This window comes from Croceicoccus sediminis, from assembly GCF_007570835.1.
GTDB classification, from domain to species: domain Bacteria; phylum Pseudomonadota; class Alphaproteobacteria; order Sphingomonadales; family Sphingomonadaceae; genus Croceicoccus; species Croceicoccus sediminis.
The window spans coordinates 1-24784 of the sequence record NZ_SUNC01000007.1 but is presented as its reverse complement, the minus strand read 5'-3'; the positions used below and the strand labels follow the sequence as shown (position 1 = coordinate 24784).

The following is a 24784-nucleotide window of genomic DNA, read 5'->3' as shown; positions in this document are numbered from 1 at the left end:
GAATGCCGGGTTCGCGTTCAGCGCTTCTTCTTGGCGGTCGTCGCGTTGAAGTCCGGGTCCTTGCCCGCCACCCAGTCGACGAACTTTCGAATGGCCGGATTGGCCAGAAGGCCGTCCACGTCCATGCCATATCGCTGCAGTTCGGAATTGGTGAAATTGGCGATCAGCGTCTGCTGGCAAATCGGGTGCATGGGCACGACGTCGCGTCCGCCGCGGCTCTTGGGTACGGGATGATGCCAGACGATCGTCTGACCGGTCGGCCTGGAGCAAAGCCAGCACGGAACGGCAGGTTCCGGCGCGTTTTCATCGCTGTCGGTATCGTCGTAACGATCGTGCCTGAAATGTTTGCGGGCCATCGGTCTGCCTGAATTGCCTGAAGGTGCTGTTCCCCCTCTTACCGCCTGAGCGTGGCATTACCACCATCACGAAGCACGGGGATCGCATGGCCCAGCGATCCAGGTCGGGCGCGGTCGAGCGCTAGAACCTCGCCCGGCAAGCGCATGCACAACCTCAGGCAGCAATTACATTGATGGAATTCGATCAGAACAAGTAATTTTCCATTGGGCAAGAAGGCCAGTACAAGCAAAATTGGTCAGTCCGATTTATGAAGATCGCGACGGCAGAGGGAGAGTTGGAAGTGCATCAGGCGTTGCGTCTGTTAATCGCGGTAGTCCTGAGCCTGTGGGCAGGACCGATTGCGGCGGCGCAAGGCGGATCGCTTGACAGGGCTGGCGTCGTGAACACGGCAAGCGGTCCGGTCGACGGCGTCGCACTCGATAACGGCGTCGATGCCTATCTCGGCATTCCCTACGCGGCCCCGCCGGTGCGCGAATTGCGCTGGCGCCCGCCCGCTCAGGTGGAAAGCTGGAACGAAGTCCGTCACGCGGACCGGTTCGGGCCGCAATGCATGCAGCCCCTGCGCGGCGTTCTTAACAATCAATACTCCGGTGCCGAGGTGATGAGCGAGGATTGCCTCTACCTCAACGTCTGGGCGAAACCGGGGCTGAGCGATGCGCCGGTCATCGTCTACATTCACGGCGGTGCGTTCTTCGTGGGTGCGGGCAGCATGCCCATCTATAGCGGGCAGTACCTGGCGATGCGCGACGTCGTCGTCATCAATCTCAATTACCGTCTCGGCGCTCTGGGCTTTCTCGCCCATCCCGAACTCACGGCGGAATCGGCTGAGGGTGCGTCCGGGAACTACGGACTTCTCGATCAGGTCGCGGCGCTGGAATGGGTTCGTGACAACATCGCCCGGTTCGGCGGGGATCCCGACAACGTAACCATCGTCGGGCAGTCGGCAGGGGCGATGTCGGTCAATGCGCTGCAGGCCAGCCCCTTGGCCGAAGGCCTGTTCGATCGGGCGGTCGGTATGAGCGGTGCGCTGATCGGCAGTGCGCGCTCGATGATGCCATCGCTGGCCAAGGCGGAGGCCGACGGCGTCCGCATCCAGGAAATCTGGAAGGCCGCTTCGATTGACGAGATGCGCGAACTGGCTGCTGACAAGATGCTCGACCTGCCGCGCTCAACCGGTTCGCCGCGCGTGGGGCCGATCAATGACGGTTATTTCCTGCCGCGCTCGATCGACGAGGTATTCGCAAAGGGCGCGCAGGCCGATGTGCCGCTTATCGTCGGGTTCACGCGTGACGAATCCTTCGGCGGCCTTGGCCACATCGCCGGGCTTGAGGACTATCGCGCAAAGGCGCAGGACCGGTTCGGTGACAGGGCGCAGGAGTTTTTCGCACTCTATCCGGCGTCGAGCGACGTTGAGGCCATTGCGCAGGCGCGGCTGGCTGACCGTGACGGCACGATCGCACTGTGGATGTTCGAGTGGGCAAGCCGCCAGAGCTCGAGCGGATCGGCCCCCGTCTTCAGCTACGAATTCGCGCAGCCCCATCGCTATCCCGAAGGCGTGGTGATCGCGGGGCACGATGCCGAAACCGCCGGGGCCTATCACACATCGGAAGTACCGTTCTGGCTGGGCACGCTGGAAAGCTTCAACAAGTTCAGGCCAACGCGCGCCTGGCAGGACGGGGACCGGGCGCTCAGCGAGGCGATGCAGTCGGCGCTCGTCGCTTTTGCAAGAACGGGCGTGCCTTCCGCGCCTGGATTCACGTGGCCCCGGTTCGACGCGAAGGACCCGCTTCTGCTCTGGCTCGCCACCGGCGATGTCGAGGTGGCCGGCTGGCCATCGCGGGAACGTCTCGAATTCTTTCGCAGCTTCGCCGCAGGGGAGTGACGCGCAAAGTGGTTCAGATCGCTCGACATAACTGGTCAGGCCAACGGCGGTCTTAAGTCAATGGGGGCGCATTCACACTCAGAAATTCGGGGCGTTACCAAGCGTCCATGCGCGATCAGATGGAAATTAGAAGTTCATTATATCAATAATTTGATGCGATAATTTCGGCAAATCCAATTATGTATTGTGGTAAGACCAATATTATGCGAAACGCATCGTGAATTTGCGCATGCAAGAATGCTCATATCGTCAAGGGAGAGGTTTCATGATTCGAACGGTTCGTTCCGCCCTGAAGGGCAGTGGATCGGCAATTGCGACGGCGGGGATCCTCGCCGTTGCCGTGGTGGCAGTCCCGGCTCAGGCCCAGGAAGACGCCGGCGCGGAAAGCCTGAACACCATCATCGTGACCGCGCAGAAGCGCGAACAAAACGTCCTTGAAGTTCCCGTCGCGGTCAGCGCGATCGGCGACGACGTGCTCGAAGCCGCACAGGTCAACGAGTTCGAGGATCTGACCAGCGTATCGCCCTCCCTGACCATCACCGCAGGCGGCAGCCAGGCCGGCCATTCCATCGCCCTTCGCGGCGTCGGCACGGTCGCCTTCTCCACCGCGGTCGAATCCTCGGTTCTCGTCGTTGTCGACGATGTCGCCCTGCTTCAGGCCGGGCAGGCCTTTTCCAGCATTTCCGATCCTGCGCGCGTCGAAATCCTGCGCGGTCCGCAAGGCACGCTGTTCGGCAAGAACGCCTCGGCCGGTGTCGTGAATATCGTCACGCGCGATCCGACCGACTATTTCACGGGCTATACCCAGTTCTCCGTCACCGATGACGAACAGTACCGCGCCGAAGCTGCGGTCTCCGGCCCGATCAACGACGCCGGCGGCTTCCGCATCAGTGGCTACTGGTCCGACTTCGACGGTTACATCGACAACCTGACCACCGGCTCAACGCTTGGCGGTGAAAACACCTGGGGCGTGCGCGGCAAGATCCGGCAGGAATTCGGCGCGGCGACGTTCACGCTGACCGCGGACTATGGCGAAGCGACTGATAGCCTGCTGCCCGACACTTACCTGCGCGTCGACCAGGTCGACGGCGCGGGCAATCCGATCAACCGCGACTACGACCTGACCGGGATCGAGCCTGGCCCGGCAAACAACGTCGTGCGCAACGACGTAGACCGTTACGGCGACAGCGACCAGCTGATCGCCTCGTTCAAGGCGGACATCGACCTCGGCTTTGCCACGCTTTCGTCGATCACCAGCTACCAGGACTGGCGCTACGATTCGATCAACGATCAGGACGGTACGGCGGCTCCCATCATCCGTCACGACACGACGTATAATGCCGAACAGTTCACGCAGGAACTGCGCCTGACGTCGCCCACGTCGGGGGTCTTCGACTACATCCTCGGCCTGTATTACTCGGACGGTACGACCGACCGTTCCTTCATCCGCACGTCGCCCATTCCGCCGCTCAAGCAGAACTGGGATTCGTCGGCTGATACCGAAACATTCGCGGCCTTTGCGCAGCTTGGATACGACATCACGCCCAACACGCTCCTTACGCTTGGCGGCCGTATCAACCACGAAAAGATCGGCGTCAGCTTCCAGGACAATCGCCCGGCGGTCCCTGTCGTCTATTCGGGAAGCGATTCGGAAACGGCGGTCACCGGCAAGGTGTCGTTGCAGCAATTCTTCGACAACGGGTTGATGCTCTTCGGCTCCATCGCCACCGGCTACAAGGGGCAGGCCTACGACGTGTCGTCGGGCTTCGACCAGCGCCGCGCGGACAATCCGATCAAGTCCGAAGACAGCATCAACTACGAAATCGGCCTTTCGGGCACGGCGCTTGGCGGTGATGCGCGGTTCCAGCTGGTCGCCTTCTGGACGGATTACGACAATTTTCAGGCGCAGGGCGTGAATGCGCAGCTCCTGGCGCCGCAGTTCGAACTGACCAACGTCGGCAAGCTGCGGACGCGCGGTATCGAGTTCGAGACCTACTATTCGCCCACCGACAACCTGACGCTGTTCGGTTCGGCGGCCTATGTCGATGCCGAGATCCGGGAATACCCGACTGCACAGTGCTATTTCGGGCAGACCGAGGCGGAGGGCTGCGTCTTCGACCCCGTGCTGAACCAGCCCGTCCAGGACCTGGCCGGCGAACAGCTGGGCAACTCGCCCGACTTCAAGTTCAACCTGGGCTTCGATTTCTCACAGCCGGTCAGCCAGAGGCTCGCCGTCTTCACCCGCGGCAACTACACCTGGCAGAGCGACGTGAACTTCTCGCTGTCCCAGAACCCGCGGACCGTGCAGGACGCCTATGGCATCGCCAATCTCTCGGTCGGCGTGAAAGAACAGAACGATCGTTGGTCGGTTTCGGTCTTCGTCAACAACCTGTTCGACGAGAAGTACGCGTCGCGCATCATCGACGATACCAATCCGCGCAACAGCCCGTACATTCTTACCCAGCAATTGCCGCGCAACTTCGACCGCTACTTCGGTGCGCGCGTCCGTCTGGGCTTCTGAACTCTCCGAGCCCGCGCGCCATCCCTCTGGGGCGCGAGCCAACATTTTCCCGGCCGGGCGACCGGCCGGGAAAACTGTTTCTTACGCTGATGGGTTTTCTAATCGGCAGAAACGCAGGCCACGTGGGCCTATAGGCTCGGTACTTAGAGAGTTCCGGTCATGTACTGTGCTTCGCCGCAACCGAAGCTCCAGTCAGAAACCCCGTTGGGCGTGACCGCGACGAAAAGGTCCTGCGGATCGAGCCCGCACTTTTCCTTCAGGTTCTTCGCAAAGCCGGCGTAGACATCCTTGAGCATGTCGGGCGTGCGCGGCGAGGTGAAGATGTGGATGGCGATCACCTTCTCGCTCCGATCGAGGCCGAGCCCGGTATCCAGCATGATCATGCGCCCGGGCTTATGCTCGGTCACGATCTGGTAGCGGTCATTTTCGGGCACGCCGAAAGCATCCACGATGGTGTCCTGGACGGTATCGAGGAGGGTGCGGATTTCCGCGTCCGAGCGGCCTTCCATCATGTCGATTTTTACGAGTGGCATTCAAATTTCCTTCAAGATTGGGCCGAAGGCAATGCGTCGCGGTAGGCAGGGACCCACCGGCGCTTTGCAATGGCATTTTCCCAACCGTCCAAGGGGGGAATTGCTCCCAGATCGCGTTCGGCCACCCGGCACACGGCCAGGGCGACGCAATCGGCAACCGCGGCCAGTTGTTCGCTGGGCGGGAACATCGCGTCGCCGCTCCCTTCCGGCTGAAGCGAGGCCAGCGCCTTTGCCGCTTCGGCGAACATGTCGTCGGTGATCCGCGTGGCCCCGGAAACCAGCACACCAAGGCCGATGCCGGGGAAGATGTAGACGTTGTTGACTTGCGTGACCGCGCCGTGCGCCCCGTTTGAAGGGCTTCCCGTGCCGATGATCGCGCGGCCGTCGGACCACGCCTGGATATCGGCCGCCGCAGCCTCGGACCGGGTGACCGGGTTCGAAAGGGGCAGGATGATGGGGCGTTCGTTGTGGTTCGCCATGGCGCGAACGACCGGTTCGTCGAATGCGCCGAACTGGCCCGAAGTACCGATCAGGACCGCGGGCCGAACCCGCTCTATCGTCTCAAGCAGGCGTGGCGCCCTGCCGCAGGACAGCCATTCGTCTGCTTCGGCACTCGGCCGGGCGACAAGCGCCTGTCCCGGTATGGCGACGTTGATCCCTTCGATAATCAGTCCGTCGCGGTCGACCGCATGGATGCAGCGCCGCGCCGCGTCGCGCGAAAGCCCTCGTTTCTCCAGTTCGCCGACCAGCAGGGCAAGGATACCGCATCCGGCTGCGCCCGCACCGAAAAGCAGGACCTTGTGTTCGGCAAGGTCGATCCCCGCCAGCCTTTCGGCCGACAGGACCGCGGCAAGCGCGGTCGCCGCGGTGCCCTGTATGTCGTCGTTGAAAGACGGCAGGCGGTCGCGATACCGGTCAAGCAGGGTGACCGCGTTGGGCCCGGCGAAATCTTCCCATTGCAGCATTGCACCGGGCCAGCGTTCGCGCACCGCTTCCACGAACTCTTCGATGAAGGCGTCGTAATCCGCGCCCCGAACGCGCCTGTGCCGCCAGCCGACATAGAGCGGATTGTCGAGGTGCGCTTCGTTGTCGGTGCCCGTGTCGATCAGGACCGGAAGCGTGCGGGCCGGATCAATCCCCGCGCAATCGGTATAAAGCGAAAGCTTGCCGATGGGGATGCCCATGCCGCCAGCCCCCTGGTCGCCCAGACCCAGTATCCGTTCCCCGTCGGTCGCGCAGATCACTTCTACGTCGTCGAACGGCAGGTCGGCCAGGATCTGACGCAGCCGTCCCTTGAGGGGATAGGATAGGAACAGCCCGCGGGGGCGGCGATAGATTTCGCTGAACCGCACGCAGGCTTCACCCACGGTCGGCGTATAGACGAGCGGCAGCAGTTCCGAACGGTACTGCGCCATCAGCGCGTAGAAGAGCGTTTCGTTGGTATCCTGCAGATCGCGCAGGAATGCGTATTTTTCGAAAGGGGTCGAAAAGGCGCGGAGGACGGCGATGCGGCGGTCAATCTGACCTGCGATCGTCGAAACGTGGCTAGGCAGCAGGCCGTGGAGGCCGAGGCTGTCGCGCTCCTCTTCGGTAAAGGCCGTGCCCTTGTTGACCAGCGGATCGGACAGGATCGCGCGTGCGTCCCGGTTGGTCCTGTTCTGCCTTGCCTGGTGCATCGGCCTTAAATCAATCCTTGTAAAAAAGCTGGACCGGGGGCGGGAGAAGGGGAGGGTGCGCCCCCGGTCCAATAGCCGGCTCGAAAGCCGGATCAGCGTATTATGGTTTCCGGACCCATCATCATTGTCGGCAGCCAGGTCGACAGGATCGGGATGTACGTGACCATGATGAGGAAGATCACCAGCACGCCCAGCCAGGGGAGGGCGGCCTTGACCACGGCCAGCATCGACATGTTCGCAACGCCAGAGGTGACGAACAGGTTGAGACCGACTGGCGGGGTGATCATGCCGATTTCCATGTTCACGACCATGATGATGCCCAGGTGGATCGGATCGATGCCGAGCTGCATGGCGATGGGGAACACCAGCGGCGCCACGATGACGATCAGGCCCGAGGGCTCCATGAACTGGCCGCCGATCAGCAGGATCAGGTTGACCACGATCAGGAACGTGACCGGGCCAAGGCCCCACGACAGCATTGCCTGCGTGATGTGCTGGGGCAGCTGCTCTTCGGTCAGGACATGCTTCAGGATCAGCGCGTTGGCGATGATGAACATCAGCGTGATCGTGATCTTGCCCGCATCGTAGAGCACTTCCTGCGTGTCCTTGTGGAACCACGCGGTCAGAAGTGCCTGCGGCTTGCGCAGCAGCGAAGTGGGACGGGTCGGATCATCGGCGCGAGGGGCAGGGTTGCCGCCCACCAGACCGCTGCCGCCGCCCAGAACCGCAACACCGGCACCTGCGGCCATGAGGCTGGTTTCGGCGTTCTTCTCGTTCAGCAGGACGGGCTGGCCTTCGCTCGCCTTGGCCTTGAGCGGGCCCATGTCGCGGTAGATGAAATTGGCGACGATGAAGGCATAGACCGCGGCCATTGCGGCTGCTTCGGTCGGCGTGAAGACGCCGCCCCAGATGCCGCCAAGCACCACGACAACCAGCATCAGACCCCAGAACGCATCCGCGCCCGAACGGCCGATCTCGCGCCAGCCGGCCCACTTGCCGCGAGCGAGGTTCTTCCAGCGCGCATAGCCATAGATCGCGATCATCAGCATGAGGCCCGCGATGATGCCGGGGATGACACCGGCCAGGAACATGCGGCCCACCGACACGTCGACCGTGGCGGCATAGACGACCATCACGATGGACGGCGGCAGCAGGATGCCCAGCGTACCCGCGTTACAAACCACGCCAGCACCGAATTCCTTCGGATAGCCGACCTGGGTCATGCCCGCGATCACGATCGAGCCGACGGCGACAACCGTTGCCGGGGAGGAACCGGACAGCGCGGCGAACAGCATGCAGGCGAACACGCCGGCAATGGCAAGGCCACCGGGAAGGTGCCCGACGCAGGCCACCGCGAACCGGATGATGCGTTGTGCCACCCCGCCCGTCGACATGAAGGCCGCGGCCAGGATGAAGAACGGGATGGCAAGCAGAGTGTAGTGCCCGTGGAAGGCGTCAAACAGGGTATTGGCGACGGACGTCAGCGACCCGTTGGAATAGACCAGCAGGAAGACGATGGAGCTAAGGCCGATCGAAACGCCGACCGGCGCGCCGATCATCAGCAAGCCGATGACCATGGCGAACAGGATGAGGACTTCAGCCATTGTTGGCCTCCTTGGCCGCGCCTGCGGCCTTTTCGACATGCGCGTCGCGGTCTTCGAGTTCCTCGACGACTTCGTGACTTGCGATGATGGAATCGCGCTTGCCTTGCAGGATCTCGATTGCGGAGATCGTCCAGCGGATGGTCAAAAGCGCCATCGACAGGGGAAGCACGAAATAGGGGATGAAGCGGGGCAGCTTCTCATAAGGTTCGCCGCCGTTCATGAAGGCGAGCCAACCAAAGCCGGGTGCCATCGGAACGTCCTCTGTCGTCAGGAACGACAGGTCGGTCACGAACGGATACCAGTAGTCCCACGATCCGATGAGGAGCAGGACCGAGTAGGCGAGGCAGGCTGCGACGGCGGCGAGGGCAGCGATACGCTTGCCCGTCTTGCCCAGCAGGTTGACCACGGCATCGACGCCCAGGTGCGCGGTGATCGCAACGCAGTGCGCCGCGCCGATCAGGACCAGCCAGGCGAACAGGTAGACCGTGGCTTCCACGGCCCACAAGACATTGGAGTTGAAGACATACCTGGCGACCACGTTGACGAAAGTGATGATCGTCATCAGGCCCAGGACCACGGCGATGAACAGGCGCTCTATGCGCCCGACAAGGCTTGGTGATTCACCCATTTCGTAGAACATCGGAAATGTATCCTCTCGTCAGGACGTGGGGCTACCGGGGACTGGCGGGGGAGCTAGCGCCTGTGCCGGGGCGGCGATCTGTCGCTCGCCCCGGCAGTTTTCGGCTTGGCCAGCTCTCGCGCCGGCCGGTTCAGCCCTCGTTGGCGGCCTGTGCAGCCTTCAGCGTGTCGGCCCCGACATCGGGGGTGAACTTCTTCCACACCGGCATGAGCTTATCGACCCACTGCTGGCGCTGTTCAGGCGTCAGTTCGCGGATGACCGAGCCGGCATCGGCGACGGACTGGCGGGCGTCCTGCTCAAGCTGGTTCACAGCCTGGTTACGCTCGGTCGAAACCTCGGTGATGATCTTTGCAAGATCCTTGCGGTCTTCTTCCTTCAGGCCATCCCACCAACGCGAGCTGGTGACGACCATGTAATCGAGCACGCCGTGATCGGTGTTGGTGATGCCGTCCTGCACTTCGTAGAACTTCTGGCCGTAGATGTTGGACCAGCTGTTCTCCTGACCGTCGACAACGCCGGTCTGCAGCGCGCCGTAGACTTCGCTGAACGACATCTTCTGCGGGTTGGCGCCCAGCTGGTCGATCATCGCGACGAGCACGTCGGAGTTCTGGACACGGAACTTCAGACCTTCCGCATCGGACGGTTCGACAAGGGGCCTGTCAGCAGAAAGCTGCTTCATGCCGGAGTGCCAGAATGCCAGGCCTTTAAGGCCCTTGTCGCTCATCGAATTGAGCAACTTCTGGCCCGTCGGCGACGCCTGGAAACGATCAACGGCGTTGATATCGTCGAACAGGAAGGGGAAGTCGAACAGGCGAAGCTTGGTCGTGTAGTTCTCGAACTTCGACAGCGAGGGCGCGGCCATCTGCACGTCGCCCAGCAGCATCGCCTCGAGCACCTTGTCGTCGTCGTAGAGCATGGAGTTCGGATAGACCTCCATGCACATGCGCCCGTTCATCTCGGTGTTGACGCGTTCCTGCAGCACGCTCGCGGCGATACCCTTGGGGTGCTTGTCGGTGTTGGTGACGTGGCTGAACTTAATGACCTGTTCGCCCGGATCGCAACCGTTGTTGCTGGCTACCTCTTCGCCTTCGGCGGAGGGGGTGGACGATGCATCTTCGCCCGACGGCGAGTTGCAGGCAGCAAGCGCCAGCGTGGCGAGGCCGACCATGGGTATGGTGAAAAGTTTGCGCATTTAAGGATCTCCCAATCGCTCTTATGTCTTCGCATCGGAATGCGTGCTGCCACTCAAGAGGCGGGGAGGCCGCGAGGCAATCGTGCCGATGGGCTTCGATGTCGCTTTTGTGCGAAATGTTCGCGCGATGTAACGCTAGCTTCCCAACCGACCCGCCAACAGGGGCGGAAAGCGTAACCCGGCGGGGTCAGGCGATGCTCTCACTCGGCCTCGTCCGTGAAATCCACCCGCTGAAGCTTGTGGCGAATCATCTTCTCGTAAAGCGTCTTGCGCGAAATCCCGAGCTCCTCGTAGCTCGCCTTCAGGTTCCCGCGGTGGCGGATCAGCGTGTCCACGATCGCCTCCCGCTCGGCCGCTTCCATGCGCGCCTGCAGGCTTTCGCGCGGCGGGCAGGCCTCTGCGCTGTCGTCCGGTTTTTCGATGCCGACGAGGTAGAGTTCGGCAAGATTGCGCAACTCGCGCACGTTACCGGGCCAATCACGCTGTGCCAGCGTGCCGAGATAGTCGGCGGAGGGATGGCGATATTCCTCCACCCCGTGCCGCGCAGCCGTCATGCGCAGCAAGTGCTGGAACAGGACCGGCACGTCTTCCGCGTGATCGCACAGGGCGGGCATTTCCACGGTGGCGACCGCAAAGCGATAGAGCAGGTCGGTGCGGAATTGCCCGGCCTTCGCCAGCGCGTTCAGCGACTGGTTCGTCGACGTGATGATCCGGGCATTGAGATCGATCGGATCGTTCGATCCCACCCTTTCGAACCGCCGCGTATCGACCAGCCGCAAGAGCTTTGTCTGAAGGGCGGGAGAGAGCGATCCCACTTCGTCGAGGTACAGCGTCCCGCCGCGCGCGTGTTCCAGCTTGCCGTAACGGGCACGGCTTGCGCCGGGGAAAGCATCGGCTTCATGCCCGAACAGGAGATGTTCGATATTCTCCTCGGGCAGGACCGCCAGGTTGATGGCGACGAACGGCTGACCGGCACGCGGCGACATGTCGTGGAGCAGGCGCGCGGCAAGGTCCTTGCCCGTGCCCGTCTCCCCCGTCAGCAGGACGTCGACGTCGGTTGCCGCCAGCATGCGGATGCGTTCGCGCGTCTGCTGCATGACCTCGGACGACCCGACCATCAGCCGGTCGAGCGCGTCCCCGGCCCCGTCCAGCGTGTCGCGCAATTCGCGGTTTTCCAGCCGCAGCTTGCGAAATTGCAAGGCCCTGGCAACGCGTTCGCGCAGCGCCTGATTGGAGAAGGGTTTCTCGAGGAAGTCGAAAGCGCCTTTCTGCATTGCCGCAACCGCAAGCGGGACATCGCCGTGCCCGGTGACCAGCAGGACGGGCAGGGCGTCGTCGATTTCCTGAATGGCTTCGAGAAACTGGATCCCGTCCATGCCGGGCATGCGGATATCGGATACGATCACGCCGTTGAAATCGCGCGAGATGCGTTCGAGCGCGCGTTCCGCCTTGGCAAAAGCGGTGACTTCGTAACCGGCCAGCGAAAGACTTTCGATCGTCGTATCGCGCACGTCCTTGTCGTCATCGACGAAGATCACGTCGGCCCGCGTCGTCATTCAACCTTCTCCTTCTGCGCCAGCACCGGCATGGCCACGACGAACGTCGCGCCGCCGTTGGGGCCCGGACGGTAAAGCATTTCCCCGCCGAATTCGGATATGATCTTGGCCGATACCGACAATCCCAGGCCCAGACCCTTGCCGCGTTCCTTGGTGGAATAGAACGCCTCGAAGATACGCGCCCTCTGCTCTTCGCAGATGCCGGGGCCGTTATCCGAAAATTCCAGCTCGATTCCGTATTCGGTTCGCCTTGACCGGATCGCGACATGGCACGGGATGCTGGCCGAAGCGCAGGCGTCGAGCGAATTGGCGATGAGGTTGATGAAAACCTGCGACAGACGGTTACGGCCCCCCATCACGAACAGGTCGGGCGCGACATCGATGTCGAAAGTCGCGTCCTCCTTCTGCATGCGCGGCTCCATGATGCCAAGGGCATCGTCCAGCGGCACCGACAGGGCGATGGGATAGGAATCGCTGCGCGGCTGGCGCGAGAAATTGAGCAGCCGCTTGGTCAGCCGGGCGATCCGGTCGGACATGGCCAGGATCGCGGAAATCTTTGCGCGCACCTGGTCCCTGTCGTCACGGTCCAGGTATTCATGTGCCATTTCCGCATTGGAACGGATCGCGGTCAGCGGCTGGTTGAGTTCATGGCTGACGACGGCGGACATCTGACCGACCGAGGCCAGCTTTGCCGCCTGGGTCAGTTCGAGATGGGTTTCGCGCAAGTCCTGTTCGATTTCCTGACGGCGCAGGATTTCCGCGTGCAAGTGCCTGTTGGCTTCACGGATTTCGGCGGTGCGTCTTTCGACCGTCTCTTCAAGTTCGCAGCGCATTTTCCGCTGCAAGGCCAAACGCTCAACATAAGCGGCGCGGCGCGAAACGAGCAGCAGGGCAAACAGGGCGATGGCGGTGGCCCCGCTCGCGGCAAGCCAGCCGACCAGGCGCACGTATTGAACCGCCTCTTCCGAAGAGCGCGACACGCTGAGCGTCCACCCGTTGCGCGAATTGACGATCCGCGATTGCCGCTGGGCAAGCGGGACGCGTCTTTCGCTCTGTGGCGGTTTGGCGAATTCGTCGATCGGCCGGCCGATCGCATCGCGGCGATTGGCGACAGCGACGATGTCGTTCCTGTCGGCGACGAGCACGGTATCGCCCTGCAACTGCAGGTATTGCTCCAGTTCCGAAAGCGGTGCGACTACGACCACGATTTCCGTGCCGGACACGGTGGGAGCGGGCACTTCGAAGGCGAAGGCATAGCCGCGCTGGCCATTGCTCCACGTCACGAAAGAGCGGCCCAGGCCGCCGTTTTCGGCGGTGCGCAGGATGTTCTGGCCCAGCATCTTGGTTTCGTTTTGCGGAACGTTCGAGGAATAGGCACCGATCAGCAGGCTGCCATCGGGGCGCACGATCATCGTCGCCTGTGACGCGGTTGCACTGTTCCAGCGGGTCAGCCGCGCCTTGATCGCATCCGTGCCCGCGCCGCTGGCGAAGTCTGCCTCGCGCAAGGTCGGGTCTTCGGCATAGATCGCGGCAAGGGCCCAGTACTGCTGTTGCCAAGCCTCCAGCGATGTCGCGTAAGTTTCAGTCGCCCGCGCCAGTTCGAGGTCGAGTGCCTCTTCGGCGTTGCGCTCTGCCAGTCGTACCGCCACGAATGTCGTGATTGCGACGACGCCTGCGAGCACGATGAGGCGGACAAGCCATCTGCGCCACCACGAACCGACCGGCTCTCTCAAGGCCAAAGGCCACTCTCCCTCATCGAGCGGCTCTGCGCCCCATGGAGGATATAGCCCTGAGAAAGCCCGGCTGTCGATTCCCGCGCCCGTTAATCCTGTTTCGGGTTTGAGGAAAAAGCGCCGGTCGGGATTCCCGTTGTATCCCGACCGGCGCAGGGAGCCGCCATCAACCGGCGGCTTGCAACCCCCGGTTGGCATCAGAAGTCGTAACGCGCACCCACCTGAACCTGCGACATGCTATCGCCGCTGGACGATGACGGTGCACGCAGAGGGTCGTTGTCGAGCTTCTCATAACCAACCCAGAGGCGTGCATCTTTCGACAGGTGACGCACGTATTCGATCTTGTACGACTTGATGTCGCCCGACACGTCGCAATCGTCGATCGCGAAGCGGCCATGGAGCTGGTTGCCGCCAGTGCGATAGCTTGCATAGACGCCGGTGGCGCTGCGCTTTTGGCCGGAGCAGTTGCCAACGCCGCTGACGCTGCCTTCGGTTTCGGCATCGCGCAGGCGCACCGAGCCGGTGGAGCCGCCATAGATGTCGAACTCGTCGTTCTGCTGATGGTGATATGCCGAGAAGGTCAGGCCCTTGGCCGGATAGAGCCAGCCGCGAACGCCCCACAAGGTACCCTTGTTGTCGCCGTTGTTGTCCTTGACCGCGGCGACCTGGATCTTGGCGATCTTGGCCTTGTATTCCGCACCGACCTGGAACTGGTCGAAGCTGTTACCGTCCTGGCGTTCGGTCTGAACGCCGGCACCCAGGGTCAGGCCGCCGGTGGTGTAATAATACTGCAGCAGATCATCGTCGCGGATCGAACCGAGCCGGATCGTATCCAGGCCGTCGCTGAAATAGGAACCGCGCACGAAGCGGTGGAAGACGATCGTCTGCGAACCGTAGTAGAGGCTGCCGTACTTTTCCGACTGCACGCCGACATTGGCAAGGCGCAGGGTGGGATCGCCGTTCTGCTGCAGGTCAACCAGGTTGTCCGACCGCAGGCCGTATTCAATGGTGCCGACAAGGGCCAGGCCTTCGCCGATGCGCTTCTTGGCCTTGACGCCGATACGGCTGAGGAAATCGCGACCGTTGATCGCGTCGTCATCGGTGCCCGCATCCACGTAATCGAGGCCGAGGCGAAGCGAACCGTAGAAATCGACCTTGAATTCATCGTCCTTGGGGACGTCAGGGGTGGCGACTTCTTCCAGCGTTTCGGAAGTATTGGCACCTTGCTGAGCGGACGGCAGGGTCTGGGCCGCCGCGCCCGGAACGACGCATACGAAAGCCACGCCGCACATTGCAGCCGCCGTAGCGGCACGAACCTTTTTCATCAGATCTCTCCCTCGAGTTGTTTGTTTTGACGAGTGGAGAGAAGACGGGGCGGACGCCGCGCACAATTGGAAAACTCGTGTACCGATTGCGAAATCGTCAGGAATTCGCAGCCGGGTTTCGGACCCGTTACACAGCGTGCCGATTACACGTTCCGTTCATGAAGCAGATGTCGTTCGCCGGGTTCGCTGGCCGGGCAAACGGGGCGTGCGTCCGAATCAATGACAGGGCGAATCACCCGATTCGCAGGTTCCGGCGCGCTGTGCCGGAATGACAAGACCCGCCACTCGGCCATGATGGCTGGAGTGGCGGGCCTTGCCGCGTGGGAGCGTGCAGGGGGGGGCGGTGCGTCAGGAGGGGGAGGAATTCGCACCGGACCCACGTCACGCTCAGGGGAAATAATATGAGGGCGGGTTCGTCAGTCGGTCTGTCAGGCGGGCAGGGCCTCCTTGTTTGCCAGTTCGGCGTGCGCGTTGTCGAAAGCGTCGCGGACGGCCTGTTCCTTCGTGCTGTCCAGATTTGTGCGGACCACTTCACCGCCCATCGCGGCAAGCTCTTCGATCGCACGGTCGGACATGGCGGTGCGGCTCATCACGAAGAGCGCGGCCTGTCCCGGCTGCAGCATCTGGGTCACGCGGCGCATGAAGGGGTCGCTGATGCCGAAATCGCTAACCGCCCCGCTCAACGCGCCGGCCGATGCACCGACCACGACGCCGAACAGGGGGTGGAGGAACAGGAGCCCGATGAGCAGGCCCCAGAATGACCCGCCAGCTGCACCGGCAGCCCACAGGTTGACCATCTGGTTGAGCTTGATCTTGCCCTTTTCGTTCACGGTGGCGACGACGGCGTCGGAAACATCGACGAGATATTCCCCCGACATGCCCAGGAGGGCTGTGCGGGCGGCCTCGGCTTTCTCGGCATTGTCATAGCCGATGACGATCAGTTCTTTCATGGTGCGGGACTCTTTTTCCAAGGATCGAACAGGTTTGGTGAACCGGGGTGCCCTTGTGGGGAGATGGGGGCGGGCGGCCCCGGTTCACCGGGGGGACCGATCTCAGTGGATGACCTTGACCGTGCCCACCAGCTCGGTGTCGGCGGGCAGCGGGGACGCCGGCCGGATCTTGACCTGCTTGGCATCGAACGAGAGGCAGTTGCCGGGGAAGATCAAGCCGACGTCATTGTCCCAGCTGACCTGGAGGGGAACGGTCTTGCTGGTCCCGTCGACGCTGTCCGGATCGGGCCGGGCTGCGCAGATTTCGATGTCGCGCGGAGTCTTGTAGCGGACGAGTTCCACGTCCTGATCGGAATTGAGCACGAACTGGTTGCGGGGCATCATCATGTCGGCCCACTGCAGGACCGGATCATCGGGCTGCGGGCCTTCGGTCCGCATCGTCTCTGCGGCGACCGGACCGGCAGCGCCGACCAGCATCGCGGTCGCAGCGGCAAGGGCGAAAATTTTCGGGGTGCGGGTAGTCATCGTCAATCTCCTGTCTTCGAATATCAGCAGCCTGATTGGGCTTGCCGGATACCCAGCAAGTCGCGTGCCAGTTTTACAAGTTATTGAAATAAAATGATTTTCCTGTGATCGGTCCGCAAAGCCGCAAATAGGCTGGTGCAAAACCACCGCGTTCGTGGTTGATATGAACCAATCGGCCCATGCCTTATGGCGGCAGATCATCTGCCAAATGACGCAAAAGCTTCGCCGGGCAGGACAATCCGGCTTGGCCCGGTCCTTGCTTGTCATTTGCAGACGCGCACGCGCGGCTCGTGCCGGAACCGAAGGAATACGAAGATGCCCGACATACCTGCCAAAAACGCGGCTATCGCGAATTGGCGTCAGCCTTTCGCTCGCCCGATCGTGGCTGCGGTCGGTCTTGTCCTGGTGGCGACGGTGGCCTCGCTGCTGGCGCTGGTCTACCTGTCATGGGCGTCGAGCCAGCGGCTCGACCCGCTGGAGCATCATCTCCAGCATCTTCAGAACCTGCATGCGGTCAGCATCGATATCCAGACCGCGCTGGTCGACGAGGCCGCGAATAAAAACCCTGCCGACGCGCAGGACGTGGAGAAGATAAGCCTTGAGTTGAGGAACATGCTGCGCGCGGACGGTTACCTGCACAAGGCGACGCCCGAGCGTATTCTGGCGGCCCAGCACTTCCTGGTGCGTGACGGATACAGCATTCAGGACAATTTGGCCGCGGCCAACGTGGTGATGCAAAAGACGCTGAAGGACGAAAGCGAAGTCCAGCGCGCCGCCATCGCCCAGACCAGATCGGCCGCTCGGCGAGAGTTCGATATCGCCCTGTTCTCGCTGTTTGCCGTTCCGATCGTCCTTTTAGCCATGCTCCTGTTCTATCGCCGCCGTTTCTTCCGCTGGTCGACCAGCCTGTCCCAGATGCTGGAGAACGTGCGCAATTCAAACCTCGACCCGGTGATGGAGCCTGACCCCAGCGATCCGATCTTCCCCGTTATCGACCACTACAATGCCATGGTCGCACGGTTGCGCGAGATCGAGGTGGAACATTCCGACAAGCGGCAGGATCTGGAACACCAGGTCCAGGTCGCGAGCGACAGCCTGCTGAGAGTGCAGCGCAACCTCGCGCAGGCGGAACAGCTTTCCGCGCTGGGCGAATTTTCCGCACGGGTCGCGCACGAATTGCGCAACCCGCTGTCGGGGATCACGGTCGCGCTGCAGAACCTGCGCGTCGACATTACCGCGCCGGACAAGCTCGAGACGGTCGATCTCGTCCTGGCCGAGCTTGACCGGATCAAGCGCCTGCTCAACAGCCTTTTGGCCAAGACGCCGAACGAACGCGAAGTCCATGTCACTACGTCGGTTGCGAATCTGTGCCGGGACATGGTGACCCTGTTCAGTTACGAAAGCGATCGCAGTATCGAGTTCGAAGTCGACGTTCCCGATCGCGAATGCACGCTTCCACAAGACAGCCTGCGTCAGGCCATTCTCAACATCCTGCGCAATTCCGCACAGGCCATGGGCGATACCGGCGGCAGGATCGCCGTTGCCGGAAAGATAGAGGACGACCGCTTCCGGCTGGCCATCGAGGATACCGGCCCCGGCTATCCCGAGGACATCCTGCGCCACGGCATCCGCCCGTTCCGCACCGACAAGGAAGGCGGCAGCGGGCTGGGCCTTTCGATCCTGCAGCGCCTGATCCAGAACGCAGGTGGCACCCTGCATCTGGAAAACGCGGAAACCGGCGGCGCCCGGACCATCATCGAATTACCGTGCCACGCGTGCGCGAACGAGGAATAAGGCAATGACGGACCTTCTGATTATCGAGGACGAGAAGCTGCTCGGCTCGCAGCTGAAAAAGCGTTTCGAACGGGATGGCTGGGACGTCACGCTGGCGACCTCGGCGGCCGAGGCGCGGTTCTTTCTGTTCAAGAGCCGGCTCGACCCGGACGTGGTGCTGTCGGACCTCAACCTTCCCGATGGCAACGGCCTCGACCTCCTGGAGGAATATCGCCGCGAGGACATGAAGGCCGAATGGGTCTTCCTGTCCGGATATGGCGAGGCGCCCAACATCAAGCGGGCGATCCAGCTGGGCGCGGTCGATTTTCTCACCAAGCCGATGGACGAGGGCAAGCTCGATCTGGCGATGGCCGCCGCCGCACGTGGCGGCAAGGCGCAGAAGCAGATCGACCGCACCAACCGCAAGGCGGCCAGCAAGTACGGCCCGGACAGCTTCATCGGGCAGAGCGCACCGGCAGCAGGGGTGCGCAAATTGCTCGGCAAGCTGTCATCGGTGCCGTTCACCAGCCTTTTGATCCACGGCGAAACCGGGACCGGCAAGGGGCTGGCCGCCCGGATCCTGCACTATGGCGGCGTACGCGCGGGTCAGCCACTGGTGGAAATGAACTGCGCCGCGATCCCGACCGAATTGTTCGAATCCGAATTGTTCGGGCACGAGGCGGGCAGCTTTTCGGGCGCGAAGGGGCAGCACAAGGGATTGCTCGAACAATCCGATGGCGGAACGCTGTTCCTGGACGAGATCGGCGAAATGGACCTCGCCATACAGGCCAAGCTGCTGAAAGCGATCGAGGAGCGCGAATTCCGGCGTGTCGGCGGCGAAAAGCCGATCCGCGTCGACATTCAGGTGCTAAGCGCATCGAACCGCGACTTGCGCCAGATGGCAGCCGACGGGTCTTTCCGCGAAGACCTGTTCCATCGCTTGTCGGTATTCGAACTCAGCCTGCCGCCGCTACGCGACAGGATCGGCGACATCGAGGAACTGGCACGGGCCAACATCACCGAACTGAACGCCAGCTGCGGAACCGGCATCACCGGCCTGTCCGCGCAGCTGGTGGACAAGCTTTGCCAGTACGAATGGCCCGGCAATGTGCGCGAACTGCGCAACGTGCTGGAACGGGCGGTGCTGCTTGCCGATGGTCCCGAACTGCAGGCCGATGACGTCATGCTGGGGCACCAGCGCGTCTCTGCCCCTCAACCTGCGCAACCTTCGGGCGATGTCCTGACGATACCGCTCGACGGCAGCGTAACGCTCGACGAGGCGGAATGCCGGCTCATGCGTGCGGTGCTCGAGCGGGAGGGCGGAAACGTGGTGGCTACGGCGCGGATGCTGGGCACGACGCGCGAAAAACTGCGGTATCGCATGCAGAAGCACAACCTGACCGGCAGTTGAGCGTGTTCAACCACTGGCTGGTTGATATGGACCATTACCTTGCCTTTCCTGGATTGCGAATTCACGGAAAAATGATTTAAATCAGTATATTGATATCTTGGCACACCCCTTGCTTTGATCTGGATGTAACACAGTCAAGCAAGGGGAAACCCCATGAACACCTCGATCCGAACCACCCTGATTGCCGCTGGCGCTCTCGTCGTCGGCGCTCTGGCGGGATACGGTTACAACGCATCCCTACCCATTACCGTTACGTCCACTGACGTGACGATGAACGCACCGTCGGGCGATGCCGCCCTGGCCCATGCGCAGTCCGGCATCCAGCAACTCGACAGCGCCGCGATCGCCGTCGACGACGGGACCTTCGAGGTCGCCTCGAACGCGCTGAACAGGGCGAAGAGCGAATTTGCCGAAGTGGGCAAGGCCGCGGCCGACAACGACGAGCCCGTTACCGTCGCGCAGGAAGCGGTGATCGCGCACAAGTTCACGCCCGGCCCCGACCTCGAAAGCTTTGGCACATTCGGCGCCGAGGGTGCGAGCGCGGGCGGCATGGCGCTGACCAAGGGACGCTCCACCAGCCCGCTCGCGTTGAGCGACTATTCCATCCGTTTCGGTGACCTGGACGTCGATACCCAGCTTGCGAACAGCAAGATCGATGCGGCCCTCGCCGCGACGCAGGCGGGCCGGAAAGCCGACGCCATCAAGGCGATCACCGCGGCTCGCGGGGCCATCACTTTCACCTTCAACGGCGACCAGATCGGGGAGATTTGAAATGACCGACAGCAACACCATCACGAACACTGACCCCCAACTGCGGGACATGGACGCTGATACCGACGTCCAATACCCGATCCGCGAGGCCGTGGCGCTGTTCCCGACCGAAAAGAGCCTGGAAGAAGCGATCGTCCGCCTGCAGGAACAGGGCGTGGACCGGTCGAGGATCTCTGTCCTTGGCCACCTGCCCAGCGCCGCTGACGCCGATGGCGCGCGCAACTGGATGCACCACCTTACCAACCTTGACGCTGCCCCGCGCGGCAATCCCGGCGAGGATGAAGTCATGCCAGAGGCCAAGGCGGCCGTCATCGGGCTGCCCGGATATGGCGGGGCGATGGCCGGACTGGTCGCGGTGATGGCCAGCGGCGGAACGCTGGGCATCGCGATCGCATCGGCCATTCTGGTGGGCGCGGTCGGCGGGGGCGGCGGCTATATCGTCAGCCGCATGATCGAACGCAGCCACCACGACCAGATCGCGACCCAGCTCGAAGCCGGCGGCCTCGTCGTATGGGTGAAGCTGCAGGACGACGACCGGCAAGTGCTCGACATGCTGGAGCAACTGGGCGGGAAGAACGCTCATGTCTCCGAACACGACGGGCACTGGGGCTCAGCCGACATCCCGCTCGCCAAGGCGCAGCCCGACGCGCTGCTCTGACCCTCAGGGCCGGACCGGCTCACGCAAACCCGCCCTTTGGCCTGCGCGGCCAAAGGTCGGGTTTCGCCGTTCTGGCGCTTGCGGCTCTAGCCAAAGATGCGCGGCGATGCCGTGTTCTGACGCCGGGAAAGACCGCGCACCGCCCCTGCTTCAGCGATCTTCCGGCAGCAAGACGACGCCCAGTTCGTCGGCATGGCGGCGCCATTCCGCTTTCAACTGCTCAAGCGTTTCTGGATGAATGGCAGCCAGATCGTCGGTTTCGCCCGGATCGGCCGCAAGGTCGTAGAGCTGCCAGAACACCTCGCCCGGCGCCGTAAAGGGGCCAAGGACCGGAACGCGGGTCGGCTGGTAGATCGCCTTCATGTCGCCCCGCCGGATCGCGGCGCGGTAGAACAGTTCCCAGAACAGGTCGCCTTCACGCGCCATGGGCCCTTCCGCAGGATCTTCCAGCAGCGGCAGCATGTCGAGCGGGGCCATTTCGCCGTCCGGGCTGGGTACGTCAGGTTCGACCCCGGCGATCGACAGGAAGGTCGGGAAGATGTCGCGCACATGCAGCGCGCTTCTTTCGCGTGTGCCGCCGGGAATACCCGGCCCGCTGACGATCGCGGCGGAGCGGATGCCGCCCTCGCTGGTATATTCCTTCGTACCCCAGAAAGGAGCCGCGCTGGCCTGGCCCCATGCGGGTCCATAGCTGAGCCAGGAATTCGCAGCGCCGATGTTCGAGACCGAATTGTCGACGTCCACGGGCAGCGGGGTCAGAGGGTCTCTTGGGTTGACTGGCCTGTTGAAGATCAGCCCTTCGGGGCCGTTGTCCGACATGAACACGATGTAGGTGTTCTCAAGCTCGCCCTCCGCTTTCAGGCGATCGACGAGGCGGCCGATCTCGGCATCCATATCCTCAACCATGGCGGCATAGACTTCCATCGTGCGCGCCTGCGTCTCGCGCTGCTGCGGGGTCAGCTTCGCCCAGGCTTCGTCGGCAAGGTCCATGCGTGTTGCCATGCCCTTGGGAACAAGGCCCGTTTCCTTCAGGCGCGCGATCCGGTCGCGCATGATGGCGCCTGGCCCTGCATCGTAACGGCCCTTGTGCCGCGCGATCGCCTCTGCCGGGGCCTGTACCGGCCAGTGCGGCGCGGTGAAGGCGAGATAGGCGAAGAACGGTTTGCGGGCCTCGGGTCCTTCGGCCGAATCTTCGGGAAGGAACGACATGAGCCGGTCGTTGATTACGTGTGAGGAGAACTCGCCCTCGGGATAAGTCACGACTTCGCCGTTCAACCGATAAGTGGGCGCGGCATAATTGTTCGAAAAGCCGGGCGACTGGTCGGCACCGAAGTGGTTGGCCATGCCCTGCATCAGAGAGAAGCTGTAATCGAACCCGCGGCTGCTCGGCCCCTGTCCGGGCGCCGCGCCCAGGTGCCACTTTCCGGACATCATGGTGCGATAGCCGGCATCGCGCAGCCGTTCGGCGATCGTGGGAACGTCCTGCGGGATATGTCCTTCATAACCCGGCGCCCCGCGCTGGTCGCCGACTGCCGCTTCCACCATGGTGCCGAAGCCCGCGGCGTGGTTGTCGCGGCCCGTCAGCAGCATCGCCCTTGTCGGAGAGCATGCGGGCGACACGTAGAAATTCGCAAGCTGCGCGCCGTTCTTGGCCAGGGCATCGAGATTGGGAGTAGGAATTTCCCCGCCGAACGCGCCGATGTCGGAGTAGCCCAGGTCGTCGGCAACGATCAGCACGATATTGGGCCGCGTATCGGCTGCGGGGGTCGCGGTCCGGGCGGCTGGCGGCGTGGAGGGCAATTGCGCCCCCGGCGCACAGGCCGATAACGCCGTTCCCAGCAAGATAGCCGCGCTCGATTGCAAAAGCCGCCGTCCGCGCCGACCCGATTCGCCTGTCATGTCTTCATCTCTCCAAACACAATTTTCATATTGGGAATGCGCGGCGCCTGAACGCCGGGCTGGACGCGCGCGTCGCGTCAGACCGGAAGCACCGTCGTCATCTTGATGGTCTTCAACGCGAAGCTCGAATTGATCGAGCTGACCCCCGGAAGGTGGAGCAGGACTTTCTTGAGGAAGTGCTCATAATCCTCGACGCTCTTCGCGACGACGCGCAGCACGTAGTCGCTCGACCCGCTCATCGAAAAACCCTCAAGGATTTCAGGATGGTCGTGAACGGCCTGTTCCAGGGCGTCGAGCGTCTCTTCGTCATGCTGGTTCAGCCGCAGATTGGCGAAAACGTTGATGACAAGGCCCAGGCTTTTCGGATCGAGCAGGACCGCACGGCCCGAAATAACGCCGCTTTCCTCAAGCTTCTTCAGGCGCCGCCAGCACGGCGTGTGCGACAGGCCCGCTTTCTCGGCCAGCTCTGCGATCGGGAGATCCGGATGGGCCTGCAGTGCACGCAGGATCCTTCTGTCGGTGTTGTCCATTCGAAAATCCCAAGCCTTGATAAATTCACACCCTATTTAATTTCTCGTCCGGAATAAACGCCAAAAATCGTTTCTCCCCCTGACCATGCTATCGCCGGCGGGATGGTGTCATTGGCATTATATTAGGAAATCGGCCCTAGCGACCCACCGGCCAGTGACGGTGCACACTGTCGTGAAATCGTCATGAGCGTGATTGAAGGTGAATGTCGTTTCCGGTTGAAAAACGGCAAAATGGTTTGTGTGCCGGTGCGTAATGGGGCAATCGTGTAGGTGCGGGCTCCTTACTTTAACCGCACCCGACCATTGTTCAGCTTTTCGGGAAGGCAGATTTCCGAATGTGTAGTTACGTTTTGATGCACGACAAGGAAGTGCGACGAAGTGCGATATTACACTGCCTTGATGGAAAGGCGGGCAAGGGTCACTTTGGTGCCCGAGCGCAAATTTTTTTGCGCGACGGCAAAAAAGTGGGAAACGACTTAGCCTTAAGTGCGTTTAGGGCGGACTGAGCTCGAATATTCGAATACTTCAGGAGGAAAATATGAGGAAAGCCATTGTCGGCATTGCTCTCGCTACGACGGTGCTTTCGGCACCTGCGATGGCGCGTGACGGTGCCTGGTACATCGAACTGGACGGCGGCGCGACGCTGACCGAAAACACCGATGTCGAAATCAATGACGTTGAAGATGCAGCTGAAATCGGTTGGGACTACGGTTCGGACCTCGGCGGTATTGTTGGTTATGACTTCGGCGGCTTCCGCCTTGAAGCAGAAACCGCATGGAAGCATGGCGGTGACGACGGTCTGCAAATCGGTGGTACTGACATCGCCGACGAAGACGTCTCGGTGAATTACGACACGCTGAGCTTCATGCTCAACGGTCTGCTCGACTTCGGTGACGACGACGGCCTGCAGGGCTTCGTCGGCGGCGGTGTCGGCGTTGCACGTAGCGACGTCGAAGGCGCTGGTTATCTCGACGATTCGGACACCGGTTTCGCATGGCAGGCAATCGCCGGTGTGCGCACTCCGCTGACCGACAACTGGGATGCTGGCCTGAAGTATCGCTACTTCCGTCACGACGACATCAAGGCTGTTGCTGAAAACGGCGATTCGATCGAACACGATCTTCGCGTCCACTCGCTGATGGCGACGCTGGCATACAACTTCGGTGCGGCACCGCCGCCGCCGCCGCCGCCGCCGCCGCCGCCCCCGCCGCCCCCGCCGCCCCCGCCGCCCCCGCCGCCGCCGCCGGC

20 protein-coding genes are annotated in these 24784 nt (G+C 62.4%); 7 read left to right on the top strand and 13 right to left on the bottom strand.

Annotated features, from left to right (window positions below; translation table 11 throughout):
* Nucleotides 1-17: 17 nt before the first annotated feature.
* Complete coding sequence (locus tag FAX90_RS16390) at nt 18-356, bottom strand: hypothetical protein (RefSeq protein WP_144098617.1); 339 nt, start codon at nt 354-356, stop codon at nt 18-20.
* A 380-nt stretch (nt 357-736) separates the two neighbouring features.
* Between FAX90_RS16390 and FAX90_RS16385 the strand changes: the two genes are divergently transcribed.
* Nucleotides 737-2239: a carboxylesterase/lipase family protein gene (locus FAX90_RS16385; RefSeq protein WP_240704959.1), complete on the top strand. Its 1503-nt coding sequence runs from the start codon at nt 737-739 to the stop codon at nt 2237-2239.
* Nucleotides 2240-2504: 265 nt separating this feature from the next.
* Nucleotides 2505-4760: a TonB-dependent receptor gene (locus tag FAX90_RS16380; protein WP_144098614.1), complete on the top strand. Its 2256-nt coding sequence runs from the start codon at nt 2505-2507 to the stop codon at nt 4758-4760.
* Nucleotides 4761-4903: 143 nt separating this feature from the next.
* On the opposite strand, the gene FAX90_RS16375 is transcribed toward FAX90_RS16380, so the two are convergent.
* The 10 genes from FAX90_RS16375 to FAX90_RS16330 form a co-directional block, all read right to left on the bottom strand.
* Nucleotides 4904-5293 (bottom strand): tautomerase family protein, encoded by a 390-nt coding sequence (locus FAX90_RS16375; RefSeq protein WP_144098612.1) that lies wholly within the window; start codon nt 5291-5293, stop codon nt 4904-4906.
* A gap of 11 nt (nt 5294-5304) precedes the next feature.
* A complete protein-coding gene (locus FAX90_RS16370; protein ID WP_144098610.1) occupies nt 5305-6969 on the bottom strand; it encodes an NAD-dependent malic enzyme in 1665 nt (554 codons plus the stop codon).
* 92 nt (nt 6970-7061) lie between these two features.
* Nucleotides 7062-8573 (bottom strand): TRAP transporter large permease, encoded by a 1512-nt coding sequence (locus tag FAX90_RS16855; RefSeq protein ID WP_144098608.1) that lies wholly within the window; start codon nt 8571-8573, stop codon nt 7062-7064.
* On the bottom strand, nt 8566-9201 hold the full coding sequence (locus FAX90_RS16360) for a TRAP transporter small permease (protein ID WP_205700718.1): 636 nt from the start codon (nt 9199-9201) through the stop codon (nt 8566-8568). The genes FAX90_RS16855 and FAX90_RS16360 overlap by 8 nt, the downstream gene beginning before the upstream one ends.
* A gap of 142 nt (nt 9202-9343) precedes the next feature.
* Nucleotides 9344-10405 carry a TRAP transporter substrate-binding protein gene (locus tag FAX90_RS16355; protein WP_240704958.1) on the bottom strand — a complete coding sequence of 354 codons (1062 nt, stop codon included), beginning with the start codon at nt 10403-10405 and terminating at the stop codon, nt 9344-9346.
* 200 nt (nt 10406-10605) lie between these two features.
* On the bottom strand, nt 10606-11961 hold the full coding sequence (locus tag FAX90_RS16350; protein WP_144098603.1) for a sigma-54-dependent transcriptional regulator: 1356 nt from the start codon (nt 11959-11961) through the stop codon (nt 10606-10608).
* On the bottom strand, nt 11958-13694 hold the full coding sequence (locus FAX90_RS16345; RefSeq protein ID WP_170235027.1) for a sensor histidine kinase: 1737 nt from the start codon (nt 13692-13694) through the stop codon (nt 11958-11960). Before FAX90_RS16345 ends, FAX90_RS16350 begins: the two co-directional genes overlap by 4 nt.
* A gap of 197 nt (nt 13695-13891) precedes the next feature.
* Nucleotides 13892-15019, bottom strand: a complete 1128-nt coding sequence (locus FAX90_RS16340; protein WP_144098600.1) for a porin — start codon at nt 15017-15019, stop codon at nt 13892-13894.
* Between the two features lie 428 nt (nt 15020-15447).
* Nucleotides 15448-15969, bottom strand: a complete 522-nt coding sequence (locus FAX90_RS16335) for a DUF1269 domain-containing protein (RefSeq protein WP_144098598.1) — start codon at nt 15967-15969, stop codon at nt 15448-15450.
* Nucleotides 15970-16071: 102 nt separating this feature from the next.
* Entirely contained in the window at nt 16072-16494 is a 423-nt protein-coding gene (locus FAX90_RS16330; protein WP_144098597.1) for a hypothetical protein, read from the bottom strand.
* Nucleotides 16495-16809: 315 nt separating this feature from the next.
* On the opposite strand from FAX90_RS16330, the gene FAX90_RS16325 reads away from it, so the two are divergent.
* The 4 genes from FAX90_RS16325 (at nt 16810) to FAX90_RS16310 (ending at nt 21107) form a co-directional block, all read left to right on the top strand.
* Nucleotides 16810-18288 (top strand): sensor histidine kinase, encoded by a 1479-nt coding sequence (locus FAX90_RS16325; protein ID WP_170235026.1) that lies wholly within the window; start codon nt 16810-16812, stop codon nt 18286-18288.
* A 4-nt stretch (nt 18289-18292) separates the two neighbouring features.
* Nucleotides 18293-19678: a sigma-54-dependent transcriptional regulator gene (locus FAX90_RS16320; protein ID WP_144098593.1), complete on the top strand. Its 1386-nt coding sequence runs from the start codon at nt 18293-18295 to the stop codon at nt 19676-19678.
* A 153-nt stretch (nt 19679-19831) separates the two neighbouring features.
* Nucleotides 19832-20449 (top strand): hypothetical protein, encoded by a 618-nt coding sequence (locus FAX90_RS16315; protein ID WP_144098591.1) that lies wholly within the window; start codon nt 19832-19834, stop codon nt 20447-20449.
* A gap of 1 nt (nt 20450) precedes the next feature.
* A complete protein-coding gene (locus FAX90_RS16310; protein WP_144098589.1) occupies nt 20451-21107 on the top strand; it encodes a hypothetical protein in 657 nt (218 codons plus the stop codon).
* Between the two features lie 150 nt (nt 21108-21257).
* On the opposite strand, the gene FAX90_RS16305 is transcribed toward FAX90_RS16310, so the two are convergent.
* Together FAX90_RS16305 and FAX90_RS16300 are read right to left on the bottom strand one after the other, a co-directional pair.
* Complete coding sequence (locus FAX90_RS16305) at nt 21258-22949, bottom strand: arylsulfatase (protein ID WP_170235025.1); 1692 nt, start codon at nt 22947-22949, stop codon at nt 21258-21260.
* 134 nt (nt 22950-23083) lie between these two features.
* Nucleotides 23084-23536 carry an Lrp/AsnC family transcriptional regulator gene (locus FAX90_RS16300; RefSeq protein WP_144098586.1) on the bottom strand — a complete coding sequence of 151 codons (453 nt, stop codon included), beginning with the start codon at nt 23534-23536 and terminating at the stop codon, nt 23084-23086.
* A 538-nt stretch (nt 23537-24074) separates the two neighbouring features.
* Here FAX90_RS16300 and FAX90_RS16295 point away from each other — a divergent pair.
* The coding region (locus FAX90_RS16295; protein ID WP_144098584.1) for an outer membrane protein at nt 24075-24784 on the top strand (710 nt) is incomplete at its 3' end.